General features: G+C 74.2%; 11 protein-coding genes. 4 read left to right on the top strand and 7 right to left on the bottom strand.

Annotation, left to right across the window (positions count from 1 at the left end):
- Window positions 1-42: 42 nt before the first annotated feature.
- The 3 genes from MTP10_RS24720 to MTP10_RS24710 all read left to right on the top strand — a co-directional run bounded on the left by MTP10_RS24720 (window position 43) and on the right by MTP10_RS24710 (window position 3,489).
- Window positions 43-888, top strand: coding sequence for a cyclase family protein (locus MTP10_RS24720; protein WP_310712011.1), 846 nt, complete (start codon window positions 43-45; stop codon window positions 886-888).
- A gap of 16 nt (window positions 889-904) precedes the next feature.
- Complete coding sequence (locus MTP10_RS24715; RefSeq protein WP_310712010.1) at window positions 905-2,335, top strand: MmgE/PrpD family protein; 1,431 nt, start codon at window positions 905-907, stop codon at window positions 2,333-2,335.
- Window positions 2,336-2,490: 155 nt separating this feature from the next.
- Entirely contained in the window at window positions 2,491-3,489 is a 999-nt protein-coding gene (locus MTP10_RS24710) for a sporulation protein (RefSeq protein ID WP_310712009.1), read from the top strand.
- A 140-nt stretch (window positions 3,490-3,629) separates the two neighbouring features.
- On the opposite strand, the gene MTP10_RS24705 is transcribed toward MTP10_RS24710, so the two are convergent.
- The 7 genes from MTP10_RS24705 to MTP10_RS24675 form a co-directional block, all read right to left on the bottom strand.
- Entirely contained in the window at window positions 3,630-4,913 is a 1,284-nt protein-coding gene (locus tag MTP10_RS24705) for a hypothetical protein (RefSeq protein WP_310712008.1), read from the bottom strand.
- 221 nt (window positions 4,914-5,134) lie between these two features.
- Window positions 5,135-5,584: a hypothetical protein gene (locus MTP10_RS24700; protein ID WP_310712007.1), complete on the bottom strand. Its 450-nt coding sequence runs from the start codon at window positions 5,582-5,584 to the stop codon at window positions 5,135-5,137.
- A gap of 324 nt (window positions 5,585-5,908) precedes the next feature.
- Window positions 5,909-7,138 (bottom strand): acyltransferase, encoded by a 1,230-nt coding sequence (locus MTP10_RS24695; protein ID WP_310712006.1) that lies wholly within the window; start codon window positions 7,136-7,138, stop codon window positions 5,909-5,911.
- A gap of 24 nt (window positions 7,139-7,162) precedes the next feature.
- A complete protein-coding gene (locus MTP10_RS24690; protein ID WP_310712005.1) occupies window positions 7,163-8,140 on the bottom strand; it encodes a cation diffusion facilitator family transporter in 978 nt (325 codons plus the stop codon).
- A gap of 304 nt (window positions 8,141-8,444) precedes the next feature.
- On the bottom strand, window positions 8,445-9,608 hold the full coding sequence (locus MTP10_RS24685) for an acyl-CoA dehydrogenase family protein (protein ID WP_310712130.1): 1,164 nt from the start codon (window positions 9,606-9,608) through the stop codon (window positions 8,445-8,447).
- A 156-nt stretch (window positions 9,609-9,764) separates the two neighbouring features.
- Window positions 9,765-10,364 (bottom strand): ACT domain-containing protein, encoded by a 600-nt coding sequence (locus tag MTP10_RS24680; protein ID WP_310712004.1) that lies wholly within the window; start codon window positions 10,362-10,364, stop codon window positions 9,765-9,767.
- Between the two features lie 201 nt (window positions 10,365-10,565).
- Entirely contained in the window at window positions 10,566-13,685 is a 3,120-nt protein-coding gene (locus tag MTP10_RS24675; protein ID WP_310712003.1) for a cytochrome P450, read from the bottom strand.
- A gap of 69 nt (window positions 13,686-13,754) precedes the next feature.
- On the opposite strand from MTP10_RS24675, the gene MTP10_RS24670 reads away from it, so the two are divergent.
- On the top strand, window positions 13,755-14,315 hold the full coding sequence (locus MTP10_RS24670) for a TetR/AcrR family transcriptional regulator C-terminal domain-containing protein (RefSeq protein ID WP_310712002.1): 561 nt from the start codon (window positions 13,755-13,757) through the stop codon (window positions 14,313-14,315).
- Window positions 14,316-14,333: the final 18 nt, after the last annotated feature.

Raw genomic sequence — 14,333 nt, 5'->3', positions numbered from 1 at the left:
ACCCCTTCCCCCTTCATCCCGCCGATCCGGGGAGTGCCTGAGATGTCGCTCTGGAAGGCCCTCGACGGGGCACGCGTGCTGGACCTGGCACAGCCGATGCGCAAGGGCATGCCGCAGTCCCCCAACCATCCGCCGTTCCGGATGACGCTGGAGCGCAGGCACGGCGACATCGTGCGGCCCGGAGGCGGCTCGGCCGCCAACGAGATCATCGTGACGGGAGGCCACGTCGGCACCCACGTGGACGCGCTCGCGCACGTCTCCCAGGACGGCCTGCTGCACGGCGGGCGGCCCGTCGCCGAGGTCATGACGCACGAGGGGTTCGGCGAGCTGGGCATCGACGCGTTCGAGCCGTACGTGGGCCGGTGCGTGCTGCTGGACGTGGCCGCGGTCCACGGGGTGCCGACGCTGCCGGCCGGGTACGAGGTCACGGCCGGCGACCTGGAACGGGCCGCCGCGGGGCTGGAGCTCCGCGCGGGCGACGCCCTCCTGATCGGCACCGGCTGGTCACGGCTCTGGCCGTCCGGACCCGGCACCGGCCCGTCAGGGCCTTCCGGGCCCGGCGCCGGCCCGTCGGGGACGGACTTCACCGGCGCGCGGGACGGCGCGCCCGGGCCAGGGGTGGAGGCGGCGCGCTGGCTGGCCGCGCGCCGGCCGAGGGTGGTCGGCGGCGAGACCATCGCCTTCGAGCACGTGCCGCCGGGCCGCGGGCACGCCACGCTGCCGGTCCACCGGATCATGCTGGTGGAGTCGGGCGTCAACATCGTGGAGACCATGCGGCTGGGCGAGCTGCTGGACTCGGGGGCGCGCGAGTTCCTGCTGGTGCTGAACCCGTTGCCGATCGCGGGGGCCACCGGCGCGCCGGTCCGCCCGCTCGCCGTCCTCGGCTAGCGCGATGGAGGACACGATGCCCACCCACGTGGAGCGGCTGGCGGCCTTCGCGGCCGACTGCCGGGACCGGGGCGTGCCGGACACGGTGCGCGACGACGTGACGGGCCGGGTGCTCGACGTGCTGGGCAACTGCCTCGCCGCGTACGCCGACCCGGCCGGCGACGCCGGACCGGCCGTGCTGCGGGCGGTGCTCCGGTGGGGCGGCACCGCGGAGGCGACCGTGATCGGCGACGGCCACCGCCTGCCCGCCCCGTCGGCGGCGCTGGTCAACGGCACGCTGGCGCACTCGCTGGACTACGACGACACGCACCTGCCGTCGGTGCTGCACCCCAGCGCCTCGGTGGTGCCGGCCGCGCTGGCCGCCGCCGAGGCGACCGGGGCGAGCGGCTCCGCCCTGGTGAGCGCCGTGGCCGCGGGGATCGAGGTGTGCGCCCGCCTCGGCATGGCCTCCTACCTGCCCGAGACGCGCACCTCGCTGTTCTTCGAGCGGGGCCAGCACGCCACGTCGATCTGCGGGACGCTGGGGGCGGCCGTGGCGGCCGGGCTGCTGTTCGGGCTGCCGGCGGAGGGCGTCGCGCACGCGGCCGGGGTGGCGGCCAGCATGGGCTCCGGGCTCATCGAGGCGAACCGGACGGGCGGCACGGTCAAGCGGGCCCACTGCGGGTGGGCGGCGCACGCCGGCGTGTCGGCCGCGGTGCTCGCGCTCGAAGGCGTGACAGGGCCGCCGACCGTGCTGGAGGGACGGTTCGGGTTCTTCCAGGCGTGGCTGGACGGCCGGTACGACGCGGAGGCGCTGCTGTCGGGCCTCGGCGAGCGGTGGGAGCTGCCGCGCACCGTGTACAAGCCGTACCCGGCCAACCATTTCACCCATCCGGCCGTGGACTGCGCGCTGGCGCTGCGGGCGGCCGGGCTGTCACCGGAGGACGTGGCGGCGGCCGAGCTGGGGGTGGCGGCCCCGGTGCTGCGCACCATCGCCGAGCCGCCGGAGGAGAAGGCCCGGCCGCGCTCGGCGTACCACGCGAAGTTCTCCGGCCCGTACACGGTGGCCGCGGCGCTGCTCGGAGGCGGCGGGCTCGGGCTGGACCTGGACGACTTCGCCGCCCTCGACCCGGCCGCGCTCGCGCTCGCGGCGCGCGTGCGGTGCGTGGCGGACGAGCGGGCCTCGGAGCTGTTCCCGCGCGCGTTCGCGGCGGTGCTGAGGGTCCGGCTGCGGAACGGCTCCACGGTGGAGCACCGGGTGGACTCCTCACGCGGCGGGCCGGAACGGCCGCTGACGCGGGAGGAGCTGGAGGTCAAGTTCCGTTCGAACGCCGGGCGGGCGCTGCGGGCGGACGCGGTGGAGGAGCTGCTGGCGGCGGCCCGTTACCTGCCCTCGGCCTCCGCGGCCTCCGCGGCCTCCGCGGCCTCCTCGGCCTCCGCGCTCCTGGGGCTGACCCGCGCCGGCTGACCCGCCCCGGCTGATACGGATCGTCGTCGCGCAATCACCCGGCGAACACGAGCGCGGCCTGATAATCTCGCGCCGCGCGTTCCGGAACCACAGCCCGGCGGTGATCGTTTGCTGGTGGACATCAGTCATCGGTCTGATCGACAGGAGTGCAACCCGTGGTCTTCAAACGCATGCTCGGCGCTCTCGGCGTGGGCGCGCCCTCGGTGGACACCGTCCTCGCGACGCCGCTCGCCCGGCCGGGCGGGACGCTGAGCGGCGAGGTACGGCTCGCCGGCGGCGACTTCGACGCCGACATCGAGCACGTCACGCTCGGCCTGGTCGCCGGGGTCGAGATCGAGGGCGGCGAGGGTGAGGCGAGCGGGCTGGCGGAGTTCCACCGCGTCCAGGTGTCCGGCCCGTTCCGGCTGGCGGAGAAGGAGCGGCGGACGATCCCGTTCCAGATCACGCTGCCGTGGGAGACGCCGCTCAACGAGGTCGACGGGCAGCCCCTGACCGGCATGGCCGTGGGCGTGCGCACCGAGCTGGCCATCGCCAAGGCCGTCGACAAGGGCGACCTCGACCCGGTCTCGGTGGAGCCGCTGCCGTCGCAGCTGCGGGTGCTGCGGGCGCTCCTGGAGCTGGGCTTCCAGTTCCGGTCCGCGGACGTGGAGGTCGGGCAGCTGTACGGGGTGCGGCAGGAGCTGCCGTTCTACCAGGAGATCGAGTTCTACCCGCCGCCCCGGCACGCCGGGCAGGTCGGCGAGGTGGAGCTGACGTTCGTCGCCGACGCCCACGGGCTGGAGGTGATCCTGGAGGCGGACAAGCGCAGCGGCCGGTTCGGCGGCTCGGGCGACGCCGTCGGGCGCTTCCGGGTGGGGCACGACGAGGCGCTGGGCATGGACTGGGCGAGCGAGATCGACCGCTGGCTCGGCGGCCTGGCGCAGCACGCCGGCCACGGCTACGGGCACGGCGGCGGGCATCACGGCGAGCACCACGGTGGTCACTACGGCGATCACCACCACGGCGATCACCATGGGGGGCACCACGGCGGCGGGGCGGGTCTCGGCGCGGTGGCGGCGGCGGGCGCGGCCGGCCTCGTCGGCGGCTACCTCGTGAGCGAGGCCGTCGAGGAGGTCTTCGAGAGCGACGACGAAGGCGGCGGCGACGAGTGGTGACCCCACCCGCGAGCTCCTGCGAACTGGGACGGTCCCGTCCACGACGGTGAGCCGGGACGATCGGGTCAACGACAGTGAGCCGGGACGGTGAGGTCGGTGAGGCGGGCCGTCCGGTCAGGGCGGCGACGCCAGCCGTGCGGTCAGGGCGGTGAGCCGGGTGAGCCGGGGCGGGTGGTCCAGCGGGGACCGTCAGGGGTGTCCTCGACCAGGACGCCGCCCCGGCCCATCGCCTCCCTGAGCGTGTCGGCGTCGGCGTAGCGGCCGGTCCGGCGCAGCTCGTCGCGCAGTGCCAGCAGCGGCTCCACCAGCCGGCGCACGCCGGCCTCCGACGCCGACTCCCCCAGCCGGGCGATGAGCAGCCGCATGAGGTCGCGGGCCTGGCCGACGCCTCCCTCGTCCTCCTCGGTGTCGGCCGACCACTTGACCAGGTCGGCCTCCAGGTCGAGCACGGCCCGCGCCGCGGCCGTCAGGTCGGACGCGGCCACCGCGTCCCGGAAGCGACCCTCGCACGCGCGGATCGCCTCCTCCAGCGTCACCTGGACGACCTTAGGGACGGCGAGCGGGAGCGGCGCGGCGCCCGTCCGGCCCGCACCCCCGGCTCCGCCCCCGTTCTCGCCCTCGCCGCCGCCCTCGCCGCCACCCTCGCCCCGGCCCTTGCCGTCGCCCCGGCGGTCGCCTCCGCCCTCGGTGAGGCGGCGCAGCTCGGCCAGGGTCACGCGGGTGCCGGCCGGCAGCACGGCCCGCGAGCCCGGCCTGCGGACGGTCAGGCCGCCGCGGCCCGCCACCTCCACCTCCCCGGCGTCGAGGTCCACGAGCACCGCGGTGTGCTCGTCGAGACCGAGGACGGCGGTGCCCGGCGGCAGCTCCCGCTCCAGGCGCGACAGCCGTCGCTCCCCCAGGTAGCAGTAGCGGGTGTCGTGGGTGCCGCCCTCGGCGTTGTCGAAGTGCGGGATCACGACCACCCGCAGCCCGAGCGGCTCCAGCAGGTCGAGCCCCGGCCGCCAATGGGGCTCCGCCCCGACCTTGTAGATCTCGTACACCGGGACCGTCGCCACCCCGGCCGTGCAGGCCGCCGCCGAGGCGAGAACCGTCGCTCCCTGCCGGGCCCGGATGCGGGCCCGCAGGTCGCCGCCCACGGGCCCCTCGCTCCAGCGGTCCAGCGCGTACGTGGGGCTGCCCGGCCCGGAGAACACCCAGTCGGCGCCCGCGACGCCGTCGGCGACCCGCACCTCGAGGCCGACGCTGCGGGCGAAGTATCGGCGGGCGCGGGCGCTGATGTCGGCGCGGTTCTCCTGGAACGCGTACGGCGTGTCGAGCAGCACGGCCCGTGCCCCCGCCGGGAGGCGCCGCGCCACGGACCGGTGGACCTCCACCATGGTCGGGCTCGTCTCGCCCGACCCCATCAGCACCAGCACCCCGGGCATGGCCCCGCCGCCTCTCTCTCGCCCGTCGACACCTCGCCACAAGGGCGCTCGCGTATCTCCGGCGGTCAGCCGGTGGTGGTGACGGGAGGACACGTGGTCTCGGTTGAGACGCTCATGCTACGGGCGGGCGCCGACAACCGCCCGGCCTGCCGGCGCGCCTCCACCGTCCGGAAGAGGCGCCCGACGAGGCCGCCCGGCGGATCAGCGGGGTCGGCGTGCCCTCATCGAGCATGTGCAGGCATCGGATGGGCCGGTCCTTCGATGTGTCCGACCCGGTGGTCCTCCCGGCCGCGAGGTAGCTCCTCGGGGGATCCGCGTTGGTCCACAGCGATCATGCCGACGCCGTAGGCCGCGAGCACCATCGCCACCAGGCACAGCCGTACGGCCTGCGCGAAGTCCAGATCGAGGATCATCGGCAGCAGGCTCAGCACCATGATTCCCAGCAGCAGCCAGCCGGCCGCTTCGGCATGCGGATCCCGCACCAGGTGGAGAGCCGCGACGGCCGTGGCGAGCCAGGCCCAGCAGGCGGCGGCCAGGGGAACCAGCCAGCCCTGCGTGAGACTGAAGAGGCGGCGCCAGGTGACGGAACGCCGAGCGGACGTCTCATCCACCAGCCCGGCGATGACCAGCGCGATCAACAACGCGGCATTGACGGCGAGCAGCCACCGCACCGTCGGGAAGCCGAAGGGACCGGCCAGTTCGGCTGACCGATGCAGTATCGCCGGACCTGTGGCCGGTCGCGGCACGGGAGAAGCCGCTCGGCACTCATGCGCCGCCCAGGCCCAGTCCTCTCCCCAGGGGCATGCCGAAGGCCGGGGCGGGGGCGGGATCGTGAAACCGGGCCGGGGCGAGATCGTGACCCATGGATCCGGTGATGGTGACACACCGCCCCCTCGCCTACGGTCGGACACACGTCAACCACGCTACGTGGTGTGCGCCCCGGGTGCGCGCCGTGCCTCGGAGCCGCCCGGCAGGAACCGGGGCTCGCGGGGGTGTCAGTTGGTGGCGGGGCGCGCCGCGCGACGGCCGAGCCGCTGCATCGGCCGCTCCACGAACCGGTACGCCAGGGCGCTGACCAGCATCACCAGGGCCAGCGCTGCGGCCGCCATGACGAGCTGCACCGGCAACGGCGCGCGCCGCAGATCCCCGGTGACCTGGACGAAGTACTTCAGCAGCGGATGGTGCACCAGGTAGAGCGAGTAGCTGATCAGACCCATCCAGGTCAGCACCCGCGGCAGGCGGCGCCCGCGCAGCGCCATCGCCCCCGCGAACGTGGCCGCGGCCAGCACGATCGTGGTGATCCACACGTCCGGCTGGACCCACCACCATCCCGACCCGATCGCCCCCACCGGCGCGAGGGCCACCAGCGCGCCCGTGACGGCCACCGGCCAGAGGGGGCCGGTGCCGCGCTCCCAGCGGTAGATCGCGGTGCCCGCGAACATCACGCCGAGCACCGCGACGCCCAGCCACGGCACCCGCCCGCTCAGCACCGGCAGCGCCACCGCCATCAGGCCGAGGACACAGGCGCCGGCCGTACGGAACCGGCCCGAGACGACGCACGCGAGCCCGGCGGCGAAGACGGCGCCCGAGGCGTACGGGACCCAGCTGCCCGTCGCCACCGGGCCCGCGAGCGCCAACCCGACCGCGACCGAGAACCCGGCGAACAGCACGGCCAGCAGCCCGCTGCGCTCGTGCGTCCGCATCACGAACAGCGCGGTCACGAGCAGGTAGAACACCATCTCGTACGAGAGCGTCCACATGGTGTCGGCGACGCCGCCCACGCCGACGACGTCCAGCAGCATGGTCGCGTGCGCCGCCACCGCCGACCCGTCGCGCGGCACCTCCGCGCGCACCGGCACCCACCAGGCCAGCCCGACCACCAGGGCCGCGACGGCCAGGTACAGCGGGTAGAGCCGGAAGGCCCGGCTGACCCAGAAGCGGCGCAGGTCGCCGTGCCGCTCCAGCGAGGCCGGGATGATGTAGCCGCTGACCAGGAAGAACACGAGGATGCCGTACACGCCGAGGCTGAACCAGTACGGGCGCAGCGACGGCAGGAACCAGGGGAGCATGTGCTCGGCGACCACGGCCATCGCGCCCACGCCGCGCAGCGCGTCCAGCCAGGCGAGCCTGTGCTCCCCGTGCGCGGCGTTCCCGTCCGCGGGGTCCCGGACGTCCTCGCGGGCCGCGAGGGACGGGGCAGGCTGGTCTGAGGCGGCGGAGGACACCCGCCCCAACCTACCCGCACCGCATCAGGTGATGCGATGCGTATGGAGAGGGGCGTGGTGGTCGACGTCCGCGGGCCCGTGGGGGTCGGTGTGGACCGTGGCGGCCCGCAGCCGCGGCACATCGTGGATGAGCCGGTGCTCCGCCTCCACGGCCAGCGCGTGCGCCCGCACCAGCGTCAGGTCGTGGTCCACGAGGATGTCCACCTCGGCGTGCAGGGCGTGGCCGATCCAGCGCAGCCGGACGGAGCCGACCGCGCGCACCCCCTCGACGGTCCTCAGCACGGCCTCGGCCTGGTCCACGAGGGCGGGGTCGACGGCGTCCATGAGCCGGTGGTAGATCTCCCGGGCGGCGTCGCGCAGCACGAAGCAAATGGCGGCGGTGATGAGCAGGCCGACGAGCGGGTCGGCGATCGGGAACCCCAGCGCCGACCCGCCCGCGCCGAGCAGCACCGCCAGCGACGTGAACCCGTCGGTCCTGGCGTGCAGGCCGTCGGCCACCAGCGCGGCGGAGCCGATCTCCCGGCCCACCCTGATCCGGTAGCGGGCGACCCACTCGTTGCCGAGGAAGCCCACCACGCCCGCGGCGGCCACCCATCCGACCGCGCGCAGGTCCTGCGGGCCGGCCAGCCGCCGGATCGCCTCGTACCCGGCCACCGCGGCCGAGAGGGCGATGACGACGACGATGGCGATGCCGGCGAGGTCCTCGGCCCGGCCGTACCCGTAGGTGAAGCGGCGGTTGGCGGCGCGGCGGCCGAGCGAGAACGCGATGGCCAGCGGCACGGCGGTGAGCGCGTCGGCCACGTTGTGCAGGGTGTCGCCGAGCAGGGCGACCGAGCCGGACATGACGACGATGACGGCCTGGACGGCGGCGGTGGCCATGAGCACGGCGAACGAGGCGGCCAGCACCCGCAGCCCCCGGCTGCTGCCCTCCAGGGCGGCGTCGGTCTTGTCGGCGCTGTCGTGGCTGTGCGGGGCGGCGGCGTGCCACAGGCGCGACAGCACGCCCCGCGCCCTCCCCCGCCGGGCAGCGGACCCATGCCCGTGGCCGTGCCCGTGGCCATGTCCGTGATCGGAGCCGGATATGGGCCCGTCCCCGTGGGCTTCCGCATGGCCGGAGGTGTGCCCGTGCCCGTGCCCGTGCCCGTGCCCGTGCGCCTGCTCCCCGCCGGCAGGGTGACCGGACCCGTCCGGATGGGCGTGCGGTTCGCCGGGGTGCCGTGGTCCGGACATGGCCCTCCTCACCCGCATGACGTCGCGTCCGGCCGAGTATGCCCGCCGCCCGCCCGCGCGAACATCCCCTCGCCCCCTACCAGCCGATCCGGCCCTTGCCGGAGACGAGGGCGCGGGCGATGACCAGCCGCTGCACGTCGTTCGTGCCCTCACCGATGGCCATGAGCGGCGCGTCCCGGTAGAGCCGCTCCACCACGAACTCCTGGGAGTAGCCGTAGCCGCCGTGGATCCGCATGGCCTCCAGCGACGCCTTCAGCGCCACCTCGGAGGCGAAGTACTTGGCCATGCCCGCCTCCATGTCGACGCGCCCGCCGTCGTCCGCCCGGGAGGCGGCCCAGTAGGTGAGCAGGCGGGCCGCCTGGATCTCGGTGGCCAGGTCGGCGAGCTTGAGCTGGATGGCCTGGAAGTCGGCGATCGGCTGCCCGAACGCGGTGCGCTCGCGGGCGTAGGACAGCGCGGCGTCGTAGGCGGCCTGGGCGACCCCGACCGCGCGGGCGGCGATGTTGACCCGGCCCGTCTCCAGCCCGCCGAGCACCTGCTGCATGCCGCGCCCCTCGACGCCGCCGAGCAGCGCCGACGCCGGCACGCGCACGCCGTCGAGCACGACCTCGCACGTCTCGGTGCCCTTGTAGCCCAGCTTGGGCAGGTCGCGGCTGATCGTGAAACCGTCGGCCGACGGATCGACGAGCAGCACGGACATGCCCTTGTGCGCCGGCTCGGTGACGGACGTCTTGACCAGCACGGGCAGCGGGTCGGCGTGGCGGGCGTTGGTGATCCACGTCTTGGTGCCGGTGACGACGTAGTGGTCGCCGTCGCGTACGGCCCGCGTCCGGATGCCCTGCAGGTCGGTGCCCGCGGCGGGCTCGGTGAGCGCGATGCCGGTGCGGCGGGCGCCGGTGGCCAGGTCGGGCAGGTGGAGGCGTTTCTGCTCGTCGGTGCCGTGGCGGGCGATCATCCAGCAGGCGATCGTGTGCGAGCCGAGGATGCCGGCGACGCCCATCCAGCCGCGCGCGATCTCCTCGAAGACGAGCGCGAACGACACCATGTCGGCCCCCAGCCCGCCGTACTCCTCGGGCACGGACAGGCCGAACAGCCCCATCCGGCGCATCGTGTCCACGATCTCGGTGGGATAGCGGCCGGAGTGCTCCCACTCGGTCGCGACCGGCACGATCTCCTTGTCGACGAACGCCCGGAGCGTCTCCCGGAAGGCCCGCTGCTCGTCGGTCAGCTCGAAGTCCATCTGCCGCTCCTCCGTGAGAGCCGCGCGGCCCGGCCGGACGGCCGATCCGCGCACGGCTGCGCCGCTCACGCTAATGATCCGCCGTTTTCCGGGTCAACGCCCCGGACCGTACGGTACGCCGCCCCGGGGACGGGCTTCTTCGGCGCAGGGACGTCCTCAGCGCAGGGACAGGGCGGACACCACGTCCACGATGCGGGCGGCGCGCTCCACCTCGGCGCGGTGGAAGCCGGGGCCTTCGGAGCGGGCGACCACCACGTGCATGTCGTGGGCGGAGACCGGCAGCAGCATGAGCCGCAGCTTCTCGGAGACGCGCGTGGCGGCGCGCAGGGGCGGCTCGTCCAGGTCGAACGCGGCGGGGGCGGACAAACTGGCGTGCCGCACCTCGCCGCCGGACATCGCCAGCGACCACTCGGCCCCGCACAGCCCCGGCAGCGCGTCCACCAGCGTCGCGAAGGCGCGCCCCGGCTCTGCCGCGACGTGCATGAGCAGGTCGTAGTCGGGCGCGGAGCCCGGCACCTCCCTGGTCGTCCAGACGCCCTCGATCCGGATCCCCGGCACAGCGGACAGCCGGTCGCGGACCTCGTCCGTCGTGGCGGCCCCCGGCCAGGACACGGTGAAGTCGTCTACGGCCCGCCCGGACTCGCGTTCGAGCACGGTCACCTGCAGGATGTCGGCGCCCAGGGCGCCGAGCGCCCGCGCCACCTGGCCGAGCGCCCCCGGCCGGTCCGGCAGCGACACCCTCAGTCGCAGCAGCATCGGTGCCCTCCTTTCCAGGGCTCCCACAGTGCCGCGCCAAGGTTTCGCGGATGTTTTAGGGATATGTCACGCATGCTGCGGTTATATCCCAATCACCTGGTCCGGAGCAGGTTGGTCAGGCAGCCTTTGCCCCCAGCCGCCTGCACCTTTCCGCCGACCGGCCGGGCGGAGATGGCTCCGCCCGGCAAGCCGGCGAGGCCGTCAGGCGAAGACGTCCTGCTGGTAGCGGCCCTGCTCCTCCAGGGACGCCAGCCACGCCTCGCCGTCACCGCCCGTCCGCTCCCGGTGGATGCCGGCCAGGACCCGCCGGACGGCGGGCGCCATGCGCAGCCCGTCGCCGCAGACGTACACGTGCGCCCCGGCCTCCAGCAGCTCCCACACGCGGTCGGCCTCGGCGGCCACGGCGTCCTGGACGAATTTGTGCGGATGCCCCGGCACGGCCGAGAACGCCTCGTGCACCCGGACGTGCGGCGCGGCGGCCCAGCCCGCCAGCTCCTCCCGGTACAGCCAGTCGTGCTCGGGGTGGCGGCACCCGGTGAACACCTCGACCGCCCCGCTCGCCCCGCTCAACGCCCGCTCCTCCAGGAAGCCGCGCAGCGGCGCGAACCCGGTGCCCGGCCCGACCAGGATCACCGGCGTCTCCGGGTCGTCCGGCAGCCGGAACGGCGGCGCGGGCACCCGGACGTAGCCGTAGAACGTCTCACCGGGGGCGAGCCCGGCCAGGTAGGCCGAGCACATGCCCTGATAGCGGCCGCTGCCGGACCAGGCGGGCCCCTCGACGAGCCCGACGGTGATCCGCACCCGGCCCGGCTCGGCCAGCGGCGAGGACGACACCGAGTAGTACCGCGGCTTGATCGGCCCCGCCATCTCCAGGAACGCCGCCAGCGGCAGCTCGATCGCCGGGAACCGCTCCAGCAGCGCCAGCGGCGACAGCCGCTTGGCGAGGATCTCGTCGGCGTAGTCGGCGGTCAGCGCGGTGAGCTGCCCGCGCGTCCATGGGCAGGAGGTGTGCGCCGCCAGCGCCTCCAGGTCGGCGCGGGTGGCGACCTCCTGGAGCTCGGCGAACTCGGTCAGCAGCAGCCCCGCCGTGACCGGCCGGTCCACCGGCAGGTGCGTGCCGCCCCTGGCGCGCAGCCGTACGACCTGCTCACGCGGCACGCGCAGGCAGCGCAGCGCCCATTCGACCAGCTCGGGGTCGTTCTTGGCGAAGACGGCCAGGTGGTCGCCGGCGGAGTAGGTGACGCCCTCGGGCAACTGCGCGACGAGGGAGCGGACGCCGGGCCGGGGCGCCTCCACCGAGAAGTCCCAGAGCCCGGCCGGGTCGCGGGTCAGCTCCTCGTTGGACACGACCGTGAGCGGGAAGGCCCGCTCGGACACCACGGCGGGCCGCACCTCGGCCTCCGTCAGCACGTCCAGCTCGTAGCGGGGGCCGGCGTCCGCGGCCGACGCGCTGTACTCCTCGGCCAGGGCCGCCCACAGCGTCGCGGTCCAGGCGGACACGTCGCCGTCGAAGTCACCGTCGGCGTCGGCCTCGCCCCGCTCGACCAGCGGCACGGCGCCGGCGGCGGTGAGCTTGTCGTAGGCGCGGCGCGGGAAGTCCTGGTACGTGGGCCACTGGGTGTTGCCGCAGCCGAGCACCGCGAGCCGCACCCCCGACAGGTCGGGCAGCGTCGTGCGGGCGTCGAAGCGCTGGGCGTTGTCCGGGGCCTTGCCGTTGTAGGAGGAGGCGACGACGACGAGCAGGCCCTCGCGGGGCGGTTCGAGGTCGTCGAGGGCGGTGAGCGTGGTGGCGAAGCCGGACCGGCCGGCCCGCTCGGCCAGGCGCTCGGCGATGTCGGAGCAGGTGCCGAGGTTGGAGCCGTAGGCGACGGTGAGCGGCACGCCGGTCACGGCGATCTCCTGCCCCTCGTCCCGCTCCTCCGCCTGCGCCACGGGAGCCGCGCCGCTGAAGCGCTCGTGCGGGCGCCGCTCGCGCACCTGGAGCGTGAACCCCTCCGGCTTGAGGGTGAGCGTCTGCTTGATCTTCATCTTGTACGCCGCGGGGTCGGAGAGCGCGAACCGGCGCAGCAGCATGGCCAGCGTCAGCCGTGCCTCGGTGAGGGCGAACTGGCGGCCGATGCAGGCGCGCTCGCCGTTGCCGAACGGCTTGTAGGCGGCCGGGTGGTGGTCCTTCCTGCGCTCGGGCAGCCAGCGGTCGATGTCGAACTCCTCGGGCCGCTCCCACGCCTTCGGGTGGCGGTGCAGGGCCGGCAGGACGAGGGCGGCCGGGGTGCCGGCGGGCACGGGGTAGCCGCCGAGGGTGGTGTCCTCCAGCGCGGTGACGGCGAAGGCGGGGATCGGCGACCAGGTGCGCAGCGTCTCGTCGAGGACGCGCGGGATCACGTCCAGCTTCATGATCGTCTCGTACGTGGGCGGCTCGTCGCCGGGCAGCAGCCGGTCCACCTCGTCGTACGCCTGGGCCAGGGTGTGGGGGTGGCGCAGCAGGTTGTACAGGGCGAAGGACAGCAGGCCGCTCGTCGTCTCGTGCCCGGCGATGAGGAAGGTGAGCACCTGGTCGCGGATGTTCGCGTCGGACAGGCGCTCGCCGGTGAGCGGGTCGGCCGCCTCCAGCATCAGCCCGAGCAGGTCCTTGGCCCCGCCGGCCGGTCGGGCCCTGCGCTGCCGGATGACGTCCTCGACCAGCTCGCGCATGGTGGCGATGTCCTGGCGGTAGGACTCCTCGCTCCGGCGCTTGAGCTTGGTGACCACGGGGAGCTGCCGGTTGCGGATCATGGCCTCGGTCAGCGCGCCGCCCATGGCCTTCAGGAACGGGTGCAGCTCGGGCGAGCGGAACGACTCGAAGCGGTAGCCGAAGCCGGTCAGGGAGATGACGTCGAGGGTGAGCCGGGTCATGTCGTCCGACACCGGCAGGTCCTCGCCCTGGCGGGAGGCCCACGAGCCGACCAGCCGCTCGGCGATCTCCAGCATCTGCGGGTAGTACGCCTTCATGGAGCGCTGGCTGAAGGCCGGCATGAGGATGCGGTGGGCCTGCCCCCACACGGGCTCGTCCAGCTCGGCGGTGAACAGGCCGTCGCCGGAGAAGTCGCGGACGATCGACAGGGGCGGCTCGATCCGCTTGCGGAACCGGGTCTCGTCGCACAGCTCGGCCGCCATGTCGGGGTCGTAGACGAAGAGCACCCTCCGGCCGACGATGTCGAGCTGGAAGAGACCCTCGTCGTACCTGCCCGCCAGCTCGGTGAAGTGCGCCATCGGCGAGTGCGCGGGGATCTGCAGCGTGTTGCCCAGGAACGGCAGACCGGACGGTGAGGGGATCTCCTTCATCAAACTCTCCCTGTGTCGTCGCCTCACAAAGCAGCCATACACCGTATGGCTATCGCTAGCATACGCCGTATGGCTGTCAGTGCGCGCAGGGGCGCCCCCCTGAGTCCCGAGGAGATCTACTCGACGGCGCTGCGCCTGGTGGAGGAGGGCGGCGTGGACGCGCTGTCGATGCGCAAGCTCGCCGCCGCCCTCGACGTGAATCCCATGTCGCTGTACCACCACGTCGAGAACAAGACGGCGCTGATCGCCCAGATCTGCCGCACCATGGCGGGGCGGCTGGAGCTGCCCGTCCAGACCGGGGAGTCCTGGCAGGAGCGGCTGCGCCGGCTGGCCCACGCCTACCGGCGGCTGGTCTCCACGTACCCGTCGCTGTGGACGTACATCCACACCCACCCGGAGGTGGTCGCCACGCACGAGGGCGGGTTGTGGGACGTCCTCTTCCCGATCATGGCCGAGGCCGGGGTGCCGGAGGAGGAGCGCACGCGCACGGCCGATGTGCTCCACGGCTTCGTGACGGGCCTCATCCTGACGGAGCAGCAGGGGCACATCGGCCGGGACGACCCGGAGGAGGTGGCCCGGACCTTCGAGACGGCCATCGACATGATCATCCGCGGCCTCCCCCACCGCTGAGGTCTTCAGGCTCCCCGC

The sequence above is a fragment of the Nonomuraea sp. 3-1Str genome (assembly GCF_031570565.1).
GTDB lineage: Bacteria > Actinomycetota > Actinomycetes > Streptosporangiales > Streptosporangiaceae > Nonomuraea.
This window is presented reverse-complemented; position numbering and strand designations above follow the sequence as displayed.

Coding starts and splice junctions, on each gene's coding strand:
- MTP10_RS24720 (WP_310712011.1), top strand. CDS start 43: ATGTCGCTCTGGAAGGCCCTCGACGGGGCACGCGTGCTGGACCTGGCA.
- MTP10_RS24715 (WP_310712010.1), top strand. CDS start 905: ATGCCCACCCACGTGGAGCGGCTGGCGGCCTTCGCGGCCGACTGCCGG.
- MTP10_RS24705 (WP_310712008.1), bottom strand. CDS start 4,913: ATGCCCGGGGTGCTGGTGCTGATGGGGTCGGGCGAGACGAGCCCGACC.
- MTP10_RS24685 (WP_310712130.1), bottom strand. CDS start 9,608: ATGGACTTCGAGCTGACCGACGAGCAGCGGGCCTTCCGGGAGACGCTC.
- MTP10_RS24680 (WP_310712004.1), bottom strand. CDS start 10,364: ATGCTGCTGCGACTGAGGGTGTCGCTGCCGGACCGGCCGGGGGCGCTC.
- MTP10_RS24675 (WP_310712003.1), bottom strand. CDS start 13,685: ATGAAGGAGATCCCCTCACCGTCCGGTCTGCCGTTCCTGGGCAACACG.
- MTP10_RS24670 (WP_310712002.1), top strand. CDS start 13,755: ATGGCTGTCAGTGCGCGCAGGGGCGCCCCCCTGAGTCCCGAGGAGATC.